The sequence below is a fragment of the Mesorhizobium sp. M0040 genome, assembly GCF_040323505.1.
Lineage (GTDB): Bacteria > Pseudomonadota > Alphaproteobacteria > Rhizobiales > Rhizobiaceae > Mesorhizobium.
The window spans coordinates 21,911-40,765 of record NZ_JAMYVA010000050.1 but is presented as its reverse complement, the minus strand read 5'-3'; the positions used below and the strand labels follow the sequence as shown (position 1 = coordinate 40,765).

Genomic DNA, 18,855 nt, shown 5'->3' with positions numbered 1-18,855 from the left:
GCCATCACAGCCATCATGCGAAAGCTCATCATCCTCGCAAACGCACTACTCAGGGACAATCGGACCTGGACACCATCTCTCCCTTGACCAACACGGATACTCTGGCGCAGCTCGGAACTCCGTAAGCCGTCCGTAAGTCGCGGTCTGGGAACCTCGGCCCGTCGATCAAAACCGATCGCCGGAGGCCTGAAGCCCCCGATACCAACACTCACAGGAAGGAAAAGGTCATGCCGTATACTGCCAGAGCAACTTCGAGAGTGCGTGCCGGCACCATCCGCGCTGGAGCCACAAGACTTTCCGACCAGCTCAGGATCGGGCCTTGGTCGCTCCTCTCGCCCGAAGCTGTCATACAGCAAAAGTACAACTCCCTTGGAGGCGCCGGCTTCGCCGAGATCGACAGGAAGGACACTGGAAAAGCCTGGTATCTCAAGAACGGCTCATGCATTTGCTACAACGATGCCATGCACGACGCCTTTGAAATCCATGGCGAAATCTACAGGAAGTGGATTGCGCTTGGCGGTCTCGCGTGGGGCATTCCCTGCACCGACGAAACCGGAACTCCCGACGGCGTCGGCCGATACAATCACTTCAACAACAATACCGCTTCGATCTACTGGACACCGAACACCGGTGCTCAAGCGATTTGGGGGGCAATTCGCGGCAAATGGGCAGCAATGGGCTGGGAGCGCTCGGTTCTCGGCTATCCGGTCACCGACGAAACCGGAACTCCCGACGGCGTCGGGCGCTACAACCATTTTGCCAATGCCGGCTCGATCTACTGGACACCGAACACAGGAGCCAACGTGGTGTACGGCGACATCCGCAAGAAGTGGGAGAGCCTGGGCTGGGAACAGTCATATCTGGGCTATCCCACGACCGACGAGACCGAATTTGCCGATGGTGGCCGCGCCAATTTGTTTGAAAACGGTGGCATATACTGGTGGCCCGACACCGGCGCGATCGACCTTCGAGACGTCGTCGTCCACTATACCGGCCTCCATTGCTTCGGCGAGACCGACTGGGATCAGGGGCCGGGTGGTGCGGACGAGCCCTATGTCATCGTCAGCGTGGCAACGCCGCAGATCGCCGACACCAAGCGCAGCCAGGTCTATGGCGACGTCGATGCGGGAGATACGAGACCCGACCTGATGGAGGTCTATCGAGGCAAGCCCTACGGCATCAATATCGGTACGGTGCTGATGGAAAACGATTTTGGCGATCCCAACAAGTACAAGGACGAAGTGCAGAAGGTCGTGATGGGCGTCCATACGGCGGGTACGCTGGCTTTGGGCCTCATTCCGGTGGCAGGACCTATCATTGCCGCGATAGCCGGCCCGGCTCTGGGATCCTTGATGCCATCGATCGGCGGCGCCATCAGCGATCTCTTCGATTGGGGCGATGACAGGATCGGGAGCGCGACAGTGACCATCTCCGCAAAGCAGATGGTGTTGCTCGCGGCACGCACGAACAATACCACCTTCAGCGGGATTGGGTTCAAAGTGGAAACGCCCCTGATTTCCGGCGAGGGGGCTTCCTACAAAGCCTATTTTGGCTTTGTGCCTGCCTAGGCCAATCGCCCCGGCAAAAAAGCTTGCCGGGACAATCAACTTACCAGCCCCGCCTTCCGTTGGCGGGGCTGACGTTCGCGACTGAGAGTTTCCGTATCGGTCGTCGCAAGGCGCGATCCAGATGCGGCAGCGGCCGATCAGCATAGCGGGCAAGCTGTCGTTGCCTACCCCGCACAGCCCGTAGCGCCGCCATGAACGCGGCTCCTTCGGCCGGAACGATGGAGACCGCATTAAGTGCAGTCACCTCAACGACGCGGCCGCAGCCAACGAGGCCGAGCGGGACCGGCGGAAACCGGATCAGGCGGTGCGCAACCCGCCGCCATGACAGCCGAGATCAATCAGGATGGAAAGAGAACGGTGACAAGAGCGGGCATGCATCACACCAGCCCGCGCTTGGCCATCATTGCTTCCGGTGAAGGCATCTTGCCGCGGAAGGCGGTGTAAAGTTCTTCGGGGTCCTTCGAGCCGCCGGCGGCGTAGATGTTCTTGCGCAGCCGCTCGGCCAGCGCCGGGTTGAAGGGATCGCCTGTTTCCTCGAAGGCGGCGAACGCGTCGGCGTCAAGAACTTCCGACCACATGTAGGAATAGTAGCCGGCCGAATAGCCATCGCCGGCAAAGATATGGCCGAAATGCGGGGTGCGGTGACGCATGGCGATGGTGTCAGGCATGTCGAGCTTTTCGAGCGTTTCGGCTTCGAAACGAAGCGCCTGTTCCGGTGCATCCGGCCGGGCGTGGTAGGCCATGTCGACCAACGCCGAGGCGGTGAACTCGACGGTGGCGAAGCCGGCGCCGAAGGTGCGCGCCGCCAGCATCTTGTCGACCAGCGCCTTTGGCATCGGCTTGCCGGTCTTAACATGCAGCGCATGCTTTTCCAGCACCGCCGGCACCGTCAGCCAGTGTTCGTAGAGCTGCGAGGGCAGCTCGACGAAATCGCGGCTGACCGAGGTGCCAGCGACCGATGGCCAGGTGACGTCGGTCAGCATGCCGTGCAGCGCGTGACCGAATTCGTGGAACAGGGTCTTGGCCTCGTCGACCGACAGCAAGGCTGCCTCGCCGGCCGGCGGCTTGGCGAAATTCATGATGTTGTAGATGACCGGCTTCGAGCCAGGGCCAAGCCTATAACCGGATTTCAGCGCGCTCATCCAGGCGCCGGAGCGCTTCGAGGGTCGCGCGAAATAATCGGCGAGGAACAGGCCGCGCTCGCTTCCGTCGGCATTCTTCACCACGAAAACCCGAGCGTCCGGGTGCCACGTGGCAATGCCCTTCTTTTCCTCGAAAAAAATGCCGAACAATCGTGTTGCAACGTCGAAACAGGCCTCGATGATGCGGTCGAGCTGCAGGTACGGCTTCAGCTCGGCCTCGTCGAAGGCGAATTTCTCTGCGCGCAGCTTCTCCTGATAGAAGCGCCAGTCCCAGGCAGCGAATTTCTCGTTGCTGCCGGCTTCGGCCGCCAGCCGCTGCAATTCGGTTTGGTCGCTTGCGGCCTTTTCCACCGCCTTTTCCCAGACCGGATCGAGCAGCGCGTGCACCGCCTCCGGCGTCTTGGCCATGGTATCGTCGAGCTTCAATGCGGCGTAGGAAGGATAGCCGAGCAGCTTCGCCTTCTCGGCGCGCAGGCGCAGCATGTCGCGCACCACTTCCGTGTTGTCGGTGGCGCCGCCATTCTGACCACGCATGATGAAGGCGCGGAACGCCGTCTCGCGCAGATCGCGGCGTTCTGAGAAGGTCGAGAACGGCTCGTAGATCGAACGCGACAAAGTGACGGCGTAGCGGCCCTTCTGGCCGCGCATCTCGGCGGCTTCCGCCATCGAGCTTTTCAGGAATTCCGGCAGGCCGGCAAGGTCGGCCTCACCGAGGAACAGCGCCCAGTCGCGCTCGTCGGCAAGCACGTTCTGGCCGAAATTGGTGCCGAGCGACGACAACTCCTCGTTTATCGATGCAAGCCGCTTCTTGCCTTCGGCGTCGAGCCTGGCGCCGGAGCGGACGAAGTTTTTCCAGGTCTTTTCCAAAACCCGCAGCGTTTCGGCATCGAGCTTCAAAGCCTCGCGGCGCTGATAGAGATCGTCGATGCGGGCAAACAGTCGTTCGTTCATCGAAATTGCCGAGAAATGCCGCGACATCTTTGGCGAGATCTCGCGCTCCAGCGCCTGGATCGCTTCGTTGGTGTGGGCGCCGGCGCGGCACCAGAAGATCGAGGAGACATGGTCGAGCGCCTCGCCGGCAAGCTCGAGCGCGGCAAGCGTATTGTCGATGGTCGGTGTCCCGGTGTTGCCGGCAATCGCCTCGATCTCAGCTTCATGCGCCTTCAGGGCCGCGTCGAAGACCGGAGAAAAATCGCCGTCGCCGATGCGCGTGAAATCGGGCAGGCCGAGCGGCCCTTGCCATGCGGTCAGCGGATGGGCGGCGAGGTCGACGGTGGACGGCATGGGCAAACTTTCGCTGAGTGGCGGGAGAAGATGGATCGTCACCGATGTAAGGCGCCGGCCGGTTGCGCGCAACAGCACGCCCCGTTCATGATTTCCTCAGTAGCCGTCGCAGTTTTCCGCGATCGCGGCCTGCGAGCTGGCGGTGATTTGATCGTTGGCGACGGCAAAGGTCTCCTGCATCAGCATGTCGTTGCTGGGAAAATCATAGCAGGCGATCACAGTGGTGACGCCGCTCTCGGATTTCTCGATCCGGTGGCGGATTTCGGCCCCGGCGACGGCGCCTTGCCACTCGGCGATCGAGGCGATGAATTCCTGCTTGCTTTGCACGACGCCGAGGTCGTCGAGCTTGATGCGGACGTTGTCGGCAAGCAGGTCCGACAATTCGGTGCGGTCGGCGATCAGCAGTGCCGAATACCAGCGGTCTATGATCGCGCTATCGTCGGCGCGGGCGACATTTGCCGAGCACAGCAGTGCCGCCGCCGCGAACGCGAACCGAGCTCGCATCATGCCTCGTCTCCTACTCCGTCTCCGGCCGCTCGAAATCGCCTGTGTCCTTGTTCATCACCCAAAGCTCGCCGGTCGAAATATCGAACCAGGCACCGTGCAGCGACAGCCGCCCCTTGCCTTCGAGGATCGAAACACAAGGGAAGGTGCGCAGATTGGCTATGGAATAGCGGATCGAGATGCGCTCCAGCGCCGTCTGGCGCTCGGTCGCGGTCATGAAGGTGCTGGACGACACGGTCTCGGCCGCCGGCGCGATCAGGCTCATCCATTTGCCGATGAAATCGCCCGGCGACAACGGCGCGGCCGTGGTGTCGAGTGCCGCACGGATGCCGCCGCAGCGGCCGTGGCCCATCACCACGATGTTCTTGACCTTGAGGCTCTGCACGGCAAATTCGAGCGCCGCCGATGTCGAGTGGAACTGATCGTCGGGCGCATAGGGCGGCACCAGATTGCCGACGTTGCGCAGCACGAACAGCTCGCCGGGCCCGGCATCGAAGATCGCTTCGGGCGCGGCCCGCGAATCGCAGCAGGCGACGATCATCGTTTCCGGTGCCTGGCCCTCCCGCGCCAGCGAGCGATAACGGCCGCTTTCGGTGAGATAGCGGCCATTCATGAAATTGCGGTAGCCGGTGAGAAGATGCTCGGGAAGATGGGGCATGGGCAGCGGTGGGAGCCTTTCCGGGTTAAAGGCACGGTTCAATCCCGAAAGGCTCTAGCGCATCGGCCTGAAAATCGGAACCGATTTTCGGAAGGCGGGATGGCGTGGTTTCGACGTGCCAGCCCGTATTTTGACACAGGTGGACGAACGCCGCCATTAATCGGCCTCAGAACCGCAGATTGGCGCCGGCGCGCAGTAGAAGCCAGTAGAACAGGCCGGTCGCGCCAACCGCCAGCAGCATCGCCAGGAAGAAGCCGCTGGGACTCTCGGCAAATGGCAGTCCGCCTGTGTTCATGCCGAAAATGCCGACGATCAGCGTTCCTGGCAAAAGCAGCGCGCTCATCACCGCCAGCGCCTTGAGGCTACGGTTCGATTCGTCGGCAAGCTCAGCCGCAAGCTCCTCCTGCAGCAGCCTTGCCCGGTCGTTGATCATGACGACCTCGCGGTCGAGCCGTTCAAGGCGCGCAGCAAGCCGGCGCAGAACTTCATGTGCGCCGGCGGAAAGGTTCCAGGCGGAACGGTCTTCATCCTGGAAAAGCGCTGCCAGGGCCGAGATCGGCCGATGCAGGGATACGGCAAGGCGGCGCACATCCTTCAGCTGCCGTCTTTCGTCGGCAAGCCGCTCGGTCACGAGATGATCCTCGACTGCATCCAGCCGCTTCGTTGCCGCGGCGAGCCGCAGGCTGGTGGTCTTGCAAAAAGCCATGACCAGCGTTTCGAACAGCTCGAATGCCGTGGGCGGCCGCAGCCCCGCGGCAAGGGCCGTGTGCACTTCCTCCACTGCCGCCAGCGGATGCCGGCGGCCGGTGACCAGCAGCCGTTCCGAGACCGCAAAATGCAATCTGCCGATGGTCGTCGACTGATGGGCGATCTCGCCATGCAGATCGGCCGAAATGCCGTGGACGACGCCATTCTCATGCGCCAGCACCAGGCTGTCCTCATGTCCTTCGAGGATTGCATGAGCCGACGCCGGCAGCGCGCAGGCATGGCTGATCCAGGAATGGGCGCGCCGGTCGACAAGGTCGACATGCAGCCAGACCCAGCCGTCCGGTAAGGCCAGCGCGGTTTCTATGTCTCGGGGCGCCAGCGATTCGGGAGCTTTGCCGGGAGCGGCATGATAGGCCCAGACCAGCCCGGGAGCATGATGCTGGTCGTCCGCGGCAAGCAATGTCAGATGCGATGCGTCATTCATGGCCGCCGCCGAAACGATGCACGTTTAGGTGATCCGGGCGGCGCCGGGGCCGGTGCCGCGACATTCTGGTCAAACCCTGCCCCCGCTCAGAACACCTGGCGGAAGATGACGAACAACACGAAGGCAAGACAGATGGAGACCGGAAGGGTCAGTATCCAGGCCATCAGCATGTTGCGCACCGTCGACCATTGCAGGCCCGAGCCGTTCGCCGCCATGGTGCCGGCAACGCCCGAGGACAGCACATGGGTGGTTGAGACCGGCAGGCCGAGATAGTCGGCCGATGCGATCGTCGCCATCGCGACAAGCTCGGCGGACGCACCCTGACCGTAGGTCAAATGGCTTTTGCCGATCTTCTCGCCGACGGTGACGACGATGCGCTTCCAGCCGACCATGGTACCGAGGCCGAGCGCCAGCGCGATGGCGACCTTGACCCAGAGCGGGATGAACTTCGTCGCGTTGTCGACCGCCTTATGGTAGGTCGTCACCGCCTTCAGGTCGTCTGCCTCCATCGGCAGCAGCTTCTTCTTGTCGATCAGCTTCAGCGCTTCACCGATAAGATAGATGTTGTTGCGGGCGTTGCTGACCAGCGTTGTCGGCAGCTTTTCCACGGACGGATAGGGCGACAACATGGCGCTGGTGTCGTGGATGAAGCTCTGCAGGGCAGGCGTGGTCTCGTCCTTCCAGGTCTTGGTGCGAACGGCGTTGCCGACCACGGTTGCCGCATCGGTCACGGCGACGCCGGGCTTGACGTATTTGCCGAATACCGTTTCGACCTGCGTCGCCGCCGATTTGTAACCTTCGAGATAGTTCACGTCCGGTGTGCGGTTGAGCGCGAAGGCGGTCGGCACGACGCCGATCAGGATGAGCATGATGAGGCCCATGCCCTTTTGCCCGTCATTGGAGCCGTGGGCAAAGCTGACGCCGGTGCAGGTGAAAATAAGCAGCGCCCGAATCCACAGCGGCGGCGGCGCGCTCGACTTCGGCGCCTCGTAAAGCTCGCGGTTCCTGACCAGCAGCTTCATCACCAGAAGCAGCAGTGCAGCCAGGCCAAAACCGACCAGCGGCGAGATCAGGAGCGACAGGCCGACATTGGACGCCTGCGACCAGTCGACGCCGCTGGTGACGGAGCCGGCCGGGGCCATGAACTGGTTGGCGAGACCGACGCCGATGATCGAACCGATCAGCGTGTGCGAGCTCGAGGCCGGCAGGCCGAGATACCAGGTTCCGAGATTCCACATGATCGCCGCGACCAGCAGCGCGAAGACCATGGCCAGCCCCGCGCTCGATCCGACCTGAAGGATCAATTCGACCGGCAGCAGCGATATGATGCCGAAGGCGACCGCCCCGCTGGCGGTAAGCACGCCGAGGAAGTTGAAGAAGCCGGACCACATCACTGCAAGCTCGGCCGGCATGGAATGCGTGTAGATCACCGTTGCCACCGCATTGGCAGTGTCGTGAAAACCGTTGACGAATTCGAAGCCGAGCGCGATCAGCAGCGCCAGCCCAAGTAGGATCCACGGCACCGCGACGGTGCTGGTCAGGTCCTGGCTGAGTGCGTAGCCGACATAGGCAAGGCCGCCCAGAATGATGACGGCAAAGGCCGGCAGAAACCATTTACCGGTGCCGTTTGGCCGGTCAAGCGGATGCTCCGGCCTTGGAATTCCTGCCTCGCTTGAAACAATATCTACCATACCCCACTCCTCCTGCCTTGCAGCAAAGAATGGGAGGACGCTATGTCGGCACGATGAAGCCTGTGTGACGGCAGGCACTTTGGGTTGACGCAACGGGCGATCGAAGCGACCGAGGCAATTGAACCCGGCCGGCGTAGACTATTCCGCGATGTCCAGCAGGGTCGATATCAGCAGCCGGCGCTCTTCGGCGGAGAGAATGTCCGAATCGAACAGGTTCATGCTGCGAAGCCCTTCGATGGCGAGATAGCAGACCAGCAGCGCCTTGAGGTTCGGCGTCTCCTCCTTCAGCCGCTCGAACACCTGCCGCCTGAACGATTTTATCGGCGTCAGGAAATCAGGATCCTCGGCAATCGCCGAAAATATCCAGGATGCCGACGGTTTCGATTCCTCGGCATGCTCAGCCGACAGCTTGATATAAGTTGCAAGCGGGCTTTCGCCGTTGACGCCGGCCGTGCGGGCGGACTCCAGGGCCTGCTCGAAGGCGCGCAGGTAATCCTCTACCAGCGCCTGCATCAATTTCGCCTTGGTCGGGAAATTGTAGAGAAGACCACCCTTCGACACGCCGGCACGGCTGGCGACCGCATCCAGCGACAGGCTGCCAGGACCCGTCTCGCGCGCCACGTCGGCGGCGGCGGCGAGAATCTTCTCGCGCGAATTTGCTCTGCGGACTTTCATCAAGCGTTCCCCATTCATTAGCTTAGGCGGAATTGACAAGACCGTCCAGACGGTACAGTAAGATCGCCGTCATTTGAAATTGGGACCAGTCACAGGTATGTGTTCCGGTCGTCCGACCGTTATGCTGGGCCGTGGCCGAGGGGACTGTTCGTGATCAAGCGCTTCATCATCGCCTTCATTCTGCTCGTGCTGGTGTGCGGCGGCATCGTCGGCTTCAACCTGTTTCGCGACAATGCGATCAAACAGTTCTTCGCCACCATGAAGCCGCCGGCCGCGACCGTGTCGACGGTCATCGTCAAACCGATGTCCTGGACGCCCGGCATCGAGGCGATCGGCACTGTCAGTGCCGTACGCGGCGTCGACCTGACGGTCGAAACCGCGGGCATCGTCAAGGACATCCTGTTCCATGCCAATCAGAAGGTCGCCGCCAACGCCGTGCTGCTGCAACTCGACGATGAAGTCGAGCGAGCCGACCTCGTGGCATCGAAGGCGCAAGCCACATCCGACCAGACGACGCTGATGCGCGCTCTTGAGCTGCAGAAGCGCGGGGTCGGCACCGACGCTACGCTCGACACAGCGCAGGCAGCAGCGTCGGTCTCCGCAGCGCAGGTAAACAAGCTGCAAGCGGTGCTCGACCAAAAGCAGTTGACGGCCCCTTTCAAGGGTACCGTCGGTATTCCGAAAATCGACATTGGCCAGTATCTCACACCCGGCACCGCCGTGGTGACCTTGCAGGACATGGACACGATGCGTGTCGATTTCACCGTCCCGGAGCAGCAGCTTCCGCAGCTGAAGATCGGACAGACGGTGCGGTTGGGCGTCGGCGGCGGCGACATGCCGTTCACCGGCAGCATCCGCGGTATCGATCCGAAGATCGACCCGACGAGCCGGCTGGTGACGGTGAGGGCGGAGGTCGGCAATCCCGAAGGCAAGCTGACGCCCGGTCAGTTCGTCCAGGTGCGCGTCGAACTGCCCGAGGAGAACGACGTGCTGGCGCTGCCGCAGACGGCGCTGACTTCCAGCCTGTACGGCGACTTCGTCTTCGTGGTGCGCCCGGCCAAATCCGCCGAAGCCAACGGCGCGGCGCCCGAGGCAAAGCCGGAAGAAAAGCCGGCTGCAGATGCTGCCAAGCCCGCAGCCGAAGCACCCGCGGCAAAACCCGAAGAAAAGCCGGCTGCTACCCCAGCCAAACCGGCAGAGGAAGCCAAGCCGGCAGCGGAAGAACAGAAGCCGCAGCTCGTGCTCGCCCAGGTGTTCGTCAAGCCAGGCCGCCGCAACGCCGGCCTGGTCGAGATCCTGGAGGGCATCGCGCCCGGCGATGAAGTCGTTACCGCCGGCCAGAACCGGCTCGCCAACGGCATGTCCGTTGCCGTCGACAACACGATCGATCCGAGCAAGCCAGGGAACCAGCAGGCAGCCCAGCAATGAGCTTTTCCGACCTCTTCATCCGCCGCCCGGTCCTTTCGACCGTGCTTGCCTGCATGATCCTGCTTCTGGGTTTTCAGGGCATCTTCAACCTTTCGATCCGGCAGTATCCAGAGGTTGAAGAAACGGCCATCACCATCACCACGGCCTATCCCGGCGCCAGCGCCGACCTGATCCAGGGGTTCATTTCCGCGCCGATCGCGCGTGCCGTCGCGTCGACCGAAAACATCGATTATGTGACATCGGCGAGCCGGCCGTCATCCAGCACCGTGACAGTGCAGATGAAACTCGGCTCCGACCCCGACGTCGCGCTGAACGAAGTCTTGTCGAAGGTGCAGAGCGTTCGCGGCGATCTGCCGGACGAAACCAAAGACCCGGTGATCGTCAAGGGCACCGGCCAGCAGTTCGCGATGATGTACATCTCGATGCAGAACCCGAACATGACGCCGGAACAACTCACCGAATATATCGAGCGCGTCGTGCGGCCGCGTATCTCGACGGTCGAAGGCGTCGCCGACGTGCAGATCTTCGGCGCAGCCGAATATTCGATGCGGGTCTGGATCGACCCGATCAAACTGGCGGCACGCGGCGTGACGGCGGCGGAAGTGCTGGCCGCCATCAACGAATCGAATTTCCTTTCCGCGCCCGGCGACACCGAAAACGAATATGTGGTTTCTTCGATCACCGTTCGCTCGACGCTGCAGACGCCGGAGGCTTTCGCCGCCCTTCCACTCCGGTCGAAGGACGGCAATGTGGTGAGACTGCGCGACGTGGCCCGCGTCGAACTCGCCGCGGCGAACACCGACACCAGGGTCAGCTTCAACGGCAAGCCCGGCATCTTTCTCGCTATCTTTCCGACGCCGGCCGCCAATCCGCTGACCACCGCGGCGGCAATCCACAAGATTGTGCCGACCATTCAGGAGACGCTGCCGCTCGGCATGACGATGGAGATCGTCTACGACTCAACCGAGCAGATCAGCGCGTCGATCGAGGAGGTATTCAAGACCATCGGCGAGGCGGTCGCCATCGTCATCGTCGTCATCCTGCTCTTCCTCGGCTCGTTCCGCTCGGTGCTGATGCCGATCGTGACCATTCCGCTGTCGCTGATCGGCGTCTGTTTCCTGCTGTTTTCAGTGGGCTATTCGATCAATCTTTTGTCGTTGCTGGCCATGGTGCTGGCGATCGGCCTTGTCGTCGACGATGCCATCGTGGTGGTGGAAAACATCCACCGCCACATGGAGGAAGACGGCTTGTCGCCGATGCAGGCGGCGTTCAACGGCATGCGGGAGATCTCGTCCGCCGTCGTCGCCATGACGATAACATTGGCCGCCGTGTTCGCGCCGCTGGCCTTCACCGGCGGCCTGACCGGCGCACTGTTTCGCGAATTCGCGGTGACGCTTGCCGGCTCGGTGGTGCTTTCGGGTGTCGTCGCCCTCACCATCACACCGATGATGTCGGCACGTATCCTGAGGTCCGGCTCGCACAGCCGCTTTCAGCGCATTGTCGACAATACGTTCGGGCGCGTCGAACACATCTATGAGCGGCTCGTCACCGGTTCGTTGAACTATCGCCCGGTGACGCTGATGATCGTCCTCGCGCTGGTCGCCACGACCGGTTTCATGTTCACCAAGACCTCGAGCGAACTGGCGCCGGAAGAGGACCAGGGTTTCCTGCTTTCGCTGGTGACCGCGCCGCGGTACGCGACGTCGGACTATACCGAAACCTACGTCAATCAGATACTCGGCCTGGTCAAGGATCTGCCCGAGACGCGGGCACAGTTCTCGGCGGTCGCCTTCGGTGGTGGCCAGACAAACAGCGCTTTCGTCGGCTTTGCGTTCAAGGACTGGGCTGACCGCACGCGCAACTCGAAGGAAATCCAGCAAGACATTACGGGCCGCCTGAGCAAGGTGGCGGGCGTCGAAGCTTTCGTCTTCGCGCCGCCGACGCTGCCCGGCTCCGGCGGCGGCCTGCCGATAACGATGGTCGTGCGCTCGACCGGCGACGCCTCGCAGGTGTACGAGGCGGCCGAAGACATCAAGAACAAGGCGCAGGCCTCCGGCCGCTTCATCGTCGTGCAGAATTCGATGACCTTCGACGCGCCGCAAGTGACGGTGACGATCGACCGCGATCGCGCCGCCGCGCTCAACCTGCCGATAGCCGACATCGGCCGGACGCTGACGCTCCTGGTCGGTGGCGCCGAAGTGGCGCAATTCGACCGCGAATCCAACAGCTACGACATCATTCCGCAGGTGCCGCAGCAATTCCGCGACAATCCCGAAAAACTGGGCGAGTATTTCGTGCGCAGCGTATCGGGCGAGATGGTGCCGCTCTCGGCGGTGGTGAAGATCTCGACCAACGCGTCGCCGGCCGCCATCGAGCAGTTCAACCAGCTCAACTCGGCGACGATCTCTGCCTTGCCGCGGCCCGGCATCACCACCGGGGATGGGCTACAGGCGATCGAGGACATTGCCAAGCAGAGCCTGCCCGACACCTTCTTCATCGACTATACCGGTCAATCGCGGCAGGAGAAGGAACAGGGCTACACGATCATCATCGCCTTCGCGGCGGCGGTGCTCGTCATCTATCTGGTGCTGGCGGCGCAATTCGAAAGTTTCCGCGATCCGCTGATCATCATGATGGCGGTGCCGCTGTCGATCTTCGGCGCGATCGTGCCGCTTAATGTCGGGCTCGGCACGCTCAACATCTACACGCAGGTCGGCTTGATCACGCTGATCGGCCTGATCACCAAGCACGGCATCCTTCTGGTCGAGTTCGCCAACCAGCAGCGTGAAATGCACGGCATGCGGCGGCGCGATGCGATCATCGCCTCGGCCAGGGTGCGGCTGCGGCCGATCCTGATGACGACGGCGGCGATGGCGCTCGGCGTGGTGCCGCTGATCATCTCCAGCGGCGCTGGTGCGGCGGCACGCTATTCGATGGGCTTGGTGATCTTCACCGGCATCCTGGTCGGAACCATGTTCACGCTGTTCGTGGTGCCGATGTTCTACACCTTTATCGCCAGCAAGGACCTGCCGCATCACGCCGAAAAGCCGGATCCGAAGCTGATGCCGGTAATGCCGGACTAGACTGCGCTAATTTCCGGCCCCTGGGAGCGACGAGAAGCATCGCTCACTTGACGATGACGATGCTGGTGTTGGCCGGGCCGAAGACCTCGACGAGCTGGTAGAAATCGGCGGCGTTGTCCGGATGCAGACGCACGCAGCCATGCGAGGCTGGCTGGCCGAGGCGCTTGATGGCGCTTGTCGCATGTACGGCGTAGCCGCCGCTGAAGAAGACCGAATGCGGCATCGGGGCGTTGTCGTATTTCTTCGAGTACCACATTTCATGCATGCGGGTCGGCTTGAACGAACCGGTCGGCGTGACGTGCGTCCTGTCGCCGGTCGAGACCTTCCAGGCGAATGTCGGCCGGCCGTCGACCAGGATTTCCATGGTCTGCTGCGATAGCGACACACGCGCGACGATCTTGTTGGCGGCGGCGTGGGCTGCGCCGTTGCCGGCACTGACAAGCAAGGCAGTACCGGTGATGACGGCGGCGGCGATGTTGATGAGCTTGGCGGAAATGGCAGTGTACATGATGTCTCCCCTATTCTGCCGGTCGGGGCCGGCTCAATTCGATGACCGGCTTATCGGGGCGTCATGTTTCAAGCCGATTTCGCTAGATGCTCGTTTGTGTTTCGATTCTGTTTCCCCTGGTTAACAGAAAAGGTCCGTGCAAAGCAGCTTGCAGTTGCACGACGTCGTCATGACGGTGGCGTGTTTGCCTAGGCGGATCGGCCAAACCGCGGCGCGAATACGCGATTGCCTTTCGTTTGATAGGAATTCACCTGACTCCGAAACCGAGCTGCAACAAAGCGCAGCCTCGGCGGCATGATCCGGATACAGCGAACAGGCACAGTTGACCTAACGAAAACAGCGGTCAACGAACGATCGGAAGCCAACACTGTTTTCGCTACGGTCTGGATTGGTCTGGACAGTTTCCAGCCTGCGCGTCGACCGGCTCAAGCCCCTCTGGCGGGGGCGGCTTAGGGCCGTTGAGGATGCGCGGCGCCTCCGGCAACTTGCAGCCGAGAGGACCGAAGGCCCGCGCCGCAACGGGGGGCTCCGCTGGCGGCGCGGGCGCTTCGGGGGTTCCCCTGAAGTGCCCGTAAATTCCAATTTTGAGGAACGAACAGGATGAAAACGAAATTCGCCGCTTCCGTGCTTTCCGCCCTGCTTTACGTCCAGGGCCTGCTCGGCATTGCCGGCCTCGCCACCGTGCTGCTGAAGGAACGTGCCCATGCCGGCGAGGTCAGCACGAACAGTGACATGCTGTCCGGCCCGTCGCTTCTCGTGGTGCGCTGAAGAGCATCGGACCCCAAAGTGGAAACCGGTTTTGGGAAAATCGATGCTCAAGACAAAAGGGTGGCCGTCCTGCCTTCAATCGGTGAATTGCGTGGGCGGATCGAACCGGTAGCCCGCACCCCGTATGGTGGTGATGGTTTCGGTATCGAGCTTGCGGCGCAGCCGCACGATGCGCGAATCGATCGACCGATCGAAGGCTTCGGCATTTTCGGCGGGCGCGGCGGCGATGATGTCGTCCCGCGTCAGCACCTTGCGTGGGCTGGCCAGGAACAGCCTGAGCAGCGCCACCTGCCCGGGGGACAGCTGTTCTTCCGTGCCCGAGCGGTGCATGACGATGGCCGATCGGAGATCGACGGTCGCGTTCTCCAGCACGATCAGTTCCCCGGCGCTCCTGCCGCGCCGAGCCAGAAGGCCGCCGACGCGAGCGGCAAGCTCCCTGACATTGAGCGGGCTTTCGACGACGTCGGCGGCGCCGAGTTCGAGCGCCAGAACCTTGTCGACCAGATCGGCCGGGCGGCAGATCAGGATGAAATCCGGTCCACCTTCGCCGCCATGTCGCCTGAGCAGGTCGCGCCCCTCTGCCTGGCTGACGCTGTCGCCGACAACCACGACATCGATATCCTTTTCCGAAAGCAGCGATTCGGCCTCCCACGGCTGTCGCGCCGCGCGGACGTCATGACCGCGCCGCTCGAGATGATCGGCAAGATCGGTCGCAATTACTTCAGCGACGGAAACAAGCGCGATAACGGATCGTGCAGCCATGTTTTTCTACCCCGCATACGGCAACCCAAGAAGAGTGCTGGACATCATGTTTATACCCAATCTACTTTCCGCTGAAAGCGGGAGCGAAAGCATCGTGCGGGCACGAATTGTCATTGTCGAGGACGAGCCCGACCTGAGGGATGCGGTCGCCGAGTATCTCGGCGCCAGCGGCTATGATGTGGCCACGGCCGAAAGTGCGGCGGCGGCGCGCGACCTTTTGGGAACCCAGTCCTTCCATCTGGCCATTCTCGACATCGCCATGCCGGGCGAGGACGGCCTGTCGCTCGGCCGCTGGATGCGGTCGAAAATGCCGATCGGCATCATCTATGCGACGGCCGCCGGTACCGCGCTCGACCGCATCGTCGGACTGGAGCTCGGCGCTGACGACTACATCGTCAAGCCTTACGAATTGCGCGAAGTGCTGGCCAGGGTGCGCAGCGTGCTGCGCCGCGTTCCGGAGCCGACCGAGCCACAAAAGGCCAAGGCTGAAACATCCGGCGGCCGTCGGTCCGTGAGCTTCGGACCCTTTCACGCCGATCTCGACGGCAGGCTCGTCACCGGCGCCAACGGCGCGGTCATCGACATGGCCAAGAGCGAGTTCGACGTGCTGGAGGTGTTCCTGACGCGCGCCAACCGGCTGTTGACGCGGGCAGCGATCTCCGAGGCGATCGGTTTCGTCGAGGACCCGGAATCCTCCCGCGCGGTCGACATCCGCATCATGCGGCTGAGAAAGAAGATCGAGGCGGACCCGGCCAATCCGAAATTCCTGCGCACGGTGCGCGGCGAAGGCTATATCTTCTCGCTGCCGGCCGGTGAAAATAACTGAGGCCCGGCGGCTTGAGCAAGCCAAGGCCAGGAAATGACCATGACGGCTGAAACAGCACGCGCGGATACGCAGGGCGCCAGGCAGGGCGCGGCGATGGTGGCCGTGCATGTGGTTCGCCGGCTGCGCGAAGCCGGCGACTGGCAGCGCGAGATGGAAGGTATTCTCCAGACGCTTTGCGAAGCCATGGATTGTCACCGCGGCATCCTGTTTCGCCTGCGCGAACTGCCCGGCCAGGGTTTCGCCCAGTCGGTCGCCGCTTATTGGATCGCCCCCCGGTTTGGCGGCGAACTGACGTCGCCTACCGTCATCGTGCAGTCCGTCGTCGATTCGGACCCATTGCTGGAACGGCTGGCGGAGGACGAGCGCCAAGGCAAGATCTTCGCCGGGCACACACGCGATCTCGAAGGCTTTCTGCGGACCGATTTCGAAAAGCAGAACATCAAGTCGTTCCTGTCGGTGTCGGTCTTTTCGCACGGCAATTTGTGGGGCACGCTGGCGGTCAACGATTGCGTCAACGAACGCGAATGGACCGACCAGGAAGAGGCGGCGCTGCACATGGTGGCACTCGCCATCGGCGATGCCATCGAACGATCGCCCTCCGACGCGCATGCCAGCGACGTCATTCGCCGCACCATGCTGCAGGCCTCGCTCGACGCCATCATCGTCATCGACGAGACCGGCTCGATCATCGAATTCAATCCGGCCGCCGAAAAGATGTTCGGCTATCGGCGCAGCGATATCCTCGGCAAGGACCTGCTCGACACGGTCGTGCCGGAATATTACCGCAAGGGCTATGCGTCCGGCGCCGAATATATGTCGGGCCGCGGCGCGCCGATGGTCGGCCAGCGGCTCGAAACGGTCACCCAGAACGCCGCCGGCGAGGTTTTTCCGATCGAGCTGACGGCAACCGAGATGCGGGTCGCCGATCGCCAGCTGATCTTCGGCTCTATCCGCGACCTGCGCGACAGATTGCGCGCCGAGGAGGAAATCAACCGCCAGCGCGAAAAACTGCACCAGAACGAGAAGATGGCGGCAATGGGCTCGCTGCTTGCCGGCGTTTCGCACGAGCTCAACAACCCGCTGGCCGTGGTTGTCGCCCAGTCGACGCTGCTGCACGAATTCGCCGCCGATCCCCAGACCAAGGTGCGCGCCGAAAAGGTGCGCGCCGCTGCCGAGCGCTGCGGCCGTATCGTCAAGAGCTTCCTATCGATGGTCCGCCTGCACCCGGCCGCACAAGCCGAAACCGACCTCAACCAGGTGATCCGCGCCGCACTCGAAGTGACCGCCTATGGTGCACGGTCGAGCGGCATCATCATCGACACCGATTTCGCCGGCGGCCCGTTGCTGGCCATGGCCGATGCCGACCACGTGACGCAGGTGGCCGCCAACTTCCTCATCAACAGCCAGCACGCCTTGGCCGGCGTTGCCGGCGACCGCCGGATCAAGGTCCGGACGTTTCGCAGCGACCGCGGCAATCCCGGATTCTCGGTCGAGGACAACGGGCCAGGCGTGCCGGAAGCGATACGTTCACGCATATTCGAATCCTATTTCACCACTAAGCCGGTCGGTGTCGGTACCGGCATCGGTCTGTCGATCTCGAAATCGATCATCGAGCGGCACAATGGCAATATCTGGTTCGAGGAGGTTTCGCCGAGAGGTGTGCGCTTTGTCGTGCAGCTGCCGGCGATCGCGGCCGGCGCGGCCGCCGCCGGCGAAGCTCCGTCGCGGTCGAGCGGCTTGCGTCACGCGCTGATCATAGACGATGAGCCGGATGTCGCCGCGTCGCTGTCCGATATTCTGGAGCTGATGGGCATCAAGTCGCGGGTCGTGCCGGCCTGGGTCTCGGCCGCCGCGACGCTGAGCGGCCATGTGCCGCCGGACATCGTGTTTTCCGATTTGCGCATGCCCGGCACCAGCGGCATAGCCGCCTATCGCGAGCTACTCGCCGAAATGCCGGGTCTGGCGCGGCGCTTCGTGCTTGTCACCGGCGATCTAATCGGCGCGAAAGGCGAGATCGAAGCGCTGCCGGCGCAGCAGCGGCCGCCGATCCTCGAAAAACCGTTCAGCACCCTGGACGTGCGCGGCGTGCTCTCGGCCATTGCCGAGCAGGCCGCTCTGGGCGGCTAACTCCGCGATCTCTCCCGGAAGAAAAAGGCTCCCGGCCGACATTGCGGCGGGAGCCTGACTGGAGTGCTGGAGGGCGCTCGCAAAAAAATCAAAAAACGTTCGGCGTATCGGCCAGCGGGGCGGCGTTGGCGATCATGCGGACCGGTCGTGCCTTGCCCGACTGGGCAGCGATGACGCGCAGGCAATCCAGGCTCTCGGCGCCCCAGGCCTGCCCCTTGCAGGCAAAATCGATCTCCGGCATCGGCAGGCGCGCCGTCTTGGTGGTGGTTGTCGCGCCATCGATGAGGTTGGCCGGCGGGTTCAGTGAGGCGAAGGCCGGACCAACGGTCGGCGTCAACGCCATGCCGGCAAATGCGGCAGCCGCCAGCAGCATGAACATCGCCATCGGATGATCACTGGCGCGCTGGCGCAGCGCCAGCTTCGGGCGTCGGTCGTTACGCTGGGGACCTTGCTGGCGAAGGTCGGTATCGGTGATCTGGATTTTCGTACGCATCGTCGTTTCCTTCGGTCTTCTTCTTTTCCCTGTTGAAACGAACTTAATCGCACCTTGTAACCGGCCAACGATGATGGATTAACGATTGTGTAACCGGCATGAAACCAAGCCCGCGGCCATTCCCGGGCAAACCGATCCGGCGTAGC

Annotated in this window: 15 protein-coding genes; 6 read left to right on the top strand and 9 right to left on the bottom strand. The window is 62.7% G+C overall.

All coding sequences use genetic code 11. The features are described from left to right. The first annotated feature begins 227 nt into the window (after window positions 1-227). Window positions 228-1,568 carry an LGFP repeat-containing protein gene (locus tag NKJ91_RS27970; protein ID WP_352458101.1) on the top strand — a complete coding sequence of 447 codons (1,341 nt, stop codon included), beginning with the start codon at window positions 228-230 and terminating at the stop codon, window positions 1,566-1,568. Window positions 1,569-1,945: 377 nt separating this feature from the next. On the opposite strand, the gene NKJ91_RS27965 is transcribed toward NKJ91_RS27970, so the two are convergent. From NKJ91_RS27965 to NKJ91_RS27940, 6 genes are all read right to left on the bottom strand, one after another. Then, window positions 1,946-4,000, bottom strand: coding sequence for a M3 family metallopeptidase (locus tag NKJ91_RS27965; protein ID WP_352458106.1), 2,055 nt, complete (start codon window positions 3,998-4,000; stop codon window positions 1,946-1,948). Between the two features lie 90 nt (window positions 4,001-4,090). Continuing rightward, window positions 4,091-4,498, bottom strand: a complete 408-nt coding sequence (locus tag NKJ91_RS27960) for a nuclear transport factor 2 family protein (protein WP_352458105.1) — start codon at window positions 4,496-4,498, stop codon at window positions 4,091-4,093. 13 nt (window positions 4,499-4,511) lie between these two features. After that, on the bottom strand, window positions 4,512-5,156 hold the full coding sequence (locus NKJ91_RS27955) for a carbonic anhydrase (RefSeq protein WP_352458100.1): 645 nt from the start codon (window positions 5,154-5,156) through the stop codon (window positions 4,512-4,514). A gap of 166 nt (window positions 5,157-5,322) precedes the next feature. Further along, window positions 5,323-6,348, bottom strand: a complete 1,026-nt coding sequence (locus NKJ91_RS27950; protein WP_352458099.1) for a transporter — start codon at window positions 6,346-6,348, stop codon at window positions 5,323-5,325. Between the two features lie 86 nt (window positions 6,349-6,434). Continuing rightward, window positions 6,435-8,039: an inorganic phosphate transporter gene (locus tag NKJ91_RS27945; protein ID WP_352458098.1), complete on the bottom strand. Its 1,605-nt coding sequence runs from the start codon at window positions 8,037-8,039 to the stop codon at window positions 6,435-6,437. 138 nt (window positions 8,040-8,177) lie between these two features. Next, window positions 8,178-8,714, bottom strand: a complete 537-nt coding sequence (locus NKJ91_RS27940; protein WP_352458097.1) for a TetR/AcrR family transcriptional regulator — start codon at window positions 8,712-8,714, stop codon at window positions 8,178-8,180. Window positions 8,715-8,864: 150 nt separating this feature from the next. On the opposite strand from NKJ91_RS27940, the gene NKJ91_RS27935 reads away from it, so the two are divergent. Both NKJ91_RS27935 and NKJ91_RS27930 read left to right on the top strand, forming a co-directional pair. Beyond that, window positions 8,865-10,142, top strand: a complete 1,278-nt coding sequence (locus NKJ91_RS27935) for an efflux RND transporter periplasmic adaptor subunit (protein WP_502903641.1) — start codon at window positions 8,865-8,867, stop codon at window positions 10,140-10,142. After that, window positions 10,139-13,225, top strand: a complete 3,087-nt coding sequence (locus NKJ91_RS27930; RefSeq protein ID WP_023678152.1) for an efflux RND transporter permease subunit — start codon at window positions 10,139-10,141, stop codon at window positions 13,223-13,225. The genes NKJ91_RS27935 and NKJ91_RS27930 overlap by 4 nt, the downstream gene beginning before the upstream one ends. A gap of 43 nt (window positions 13,226-13,268) precedes the next feature. Here NKJ91_RS27930 and NKJ91_RS27925 read toward each other — a convergent pair whose 3' ends face one another. Beyond that, window positions 13,269-13,733 carry a L,D-transpeptidase gene (locus NKJ91_RS27925; RefSeq protein WP_352458095.1) on the bottom strand — a complete coding sequence of 155 codons (465 nt, stop codon included), beginning with the start codon at window positions 13,731-13,733 and terminating at the stop codon, window positions 13,269-13,271. 600 nt (window positions 13,734-14,333) lie between these two features. Here NKJ91_RS27925 and NKJ91_RS27920 point away from each other — a divergent pair. Next, a complete protein-coding gene (locus NKJ91_RS27920) occupies window positions 14,334-14,501 on the top strand; it encodes a hypothetical protein (protein ID WP_352451255.1) in 168 nt (55 codons plus the stop codon). A 75-nt stretch (window positions 14,502-14,576) separates the two neighbouring features. Here the strand turns inward: NKJ91_RS27920 and NKJ91_RS27915 are convergent, their stop codons facing one another. Beyond that, window positions 14,577-15,263: a winged helix-turn-helix domain-containing protein gene (locus tag NKJ91_RS27915; protein WP_352458094.1), complete on the bottom strand. Its 687-nt coding sequence runs from the start codon at window positions 15,261-15,263 to the stop codon at window positions 14,577-14,579. Between the two features lie 46 nt (window positions 15,264-15,309). Here NKJ91_RS27915 and NKJ91_RS27910 point away from each other — a divergent pair, with 46 nt between their 5' ends. Next, the gene (locus tag NKJ91_RS27910; protein ID WP_352458093.1) at window positions 15,310-16,089 is read left to right on the top strand and encodes a response regulator; all 780 of its coding nucleotides are present in this window, start codon (window positions 15,310-15,312) and stop codon (window positions 16,087-16,089) included. 39 nt (window positions 16,090-16,128) lie between these two features. After that, window positions 16,129-18,216, top strand: a complete 2,088-nt coding sequence (locus NKJ91_RS27905; protein WP_352458092.1) for a PAS domain S-box protein — start codon at window positions 16,129-16,131, stop codon at window positions 18,214-18,216. 88 nt (window positions 18,217-18,304) lie between these two features. On the opposite strand, the gene NKJ91_RS27900 is transcribed toward NKJ91_RS27905, so the two are convergent. After that, window positions 18,305-18,709, bottom strand: coding sequence for a hypothetical protein (locus NKJ91_RS27900; protein ID WP_023678146.1), 405 nt, complete (start codon window positions 18,707-18,709; stop codon window positions 18,305-18,307). Window positions 18,710-18,855 lie beyond the last annotated feature (146 nt).

What these genes read in the sequence shown, in the direction of transcription:
- NKJ91_RS27915 (WP_352458094.1), bottom strand. Translation starts at nt 15,263, where the DNA reads ATGGCTGCACGATCCGTTATCGCGCTTGTTTCCGTCGCTGAAGTAATT.
- NKJ91_RS27930 (WP_023678152.1), top strand. Translation starts at nt 10,139, where the DNA reads ATGAGCTTTTCCGACCTCTTCATCCGCCGCCCGGTCCTTTCGACCGTG.
- NKJ91_RS27940 (WP_352458097.1), bottom strand. Translation starts at nt 8,714, where the DNA reads ATGAAAGTCCGCAGAGCAAATTCGCGCGAGAAGATTCTCGCCGCCGCC.
- NKJ91_RS27945 (WP_352458098.1), bottom strand. Translation starts at nt 8,039, where the DNA reads ATGGTAGATATTGTTTCAAGCGAGGCAGGAATTCCAAGGCCGGAGCAT.
- NKJ91_RS27955 (WP_352458100.1), bottom strand. Translation starts at nt 5,156, where the DNA reads ATGCCCCATCTTCCCGAGCATCTTCTCACCGGCTACCGCAATTTCATG.
- NKJ91_RS27970 (WP_352458101.1), top strand. Translation starts at nt 228, where the DNA reads ATGCCGTATACTGCCAGAGCAACTTCGAGAGTGCGTGCCGGCACCATC.
- NKJ91_RS27920 (WP_352451255.1), top strand. Translation starts at nt 14,334, where the DNA reads ATGAAAACGAAATTCGCCGCTTCCGTGCTTTCCGCCCTGCTTTACGTC.
- NKJ91_RS27960 (WP_352458105.1), bottom strand. Translation starts at nt 4,498, where the DNA reads ATGCGAGCTCGGTTCGCGTTCGCGGCGGCGGCACTGCTGTGCTCGGCA.
- NKJ91_RS27900 (WP_023678146.1), bottom strand. Translation starts at nt 18,709, where the DNA reads ATGCGTACGAAAATCCAGATCACCGATACCGACCTTCGCCAGCAAGGT.
- NKJ91_RS27950 (WP_352458099.1), bottom strand. Translation starts at nt 6,348, where the DNA reads ATGAATGACGCATCGCATCTGACATTGCTTGCCGCGGACGACCAGCAT.
- NKJ91_RS27925 (WP_352458095.1), bottom strand. Translation starts at nt 13,733, where the DNA reads ATGTACACTGCCATTTCCGCCAAGCTCATCAACATCGCCGCCGCCGTC.
- NKJ91_RS27905 (WP_352458092.1), top strand. Translation starts at nt 16,129, where the DNA reads ATGACGGCTGAAACAGCACGCGCGGATACGCAGGGCGCCAGGCAGGGC.
- NKJ91_RS27910 (WP_352458093.1), top strand. Translation starts at nt 15,310, where the DNA reads ATGTTTATACCCAATCTACTTTCCGCTGAAAGCGGGAGCGAAAGCATC.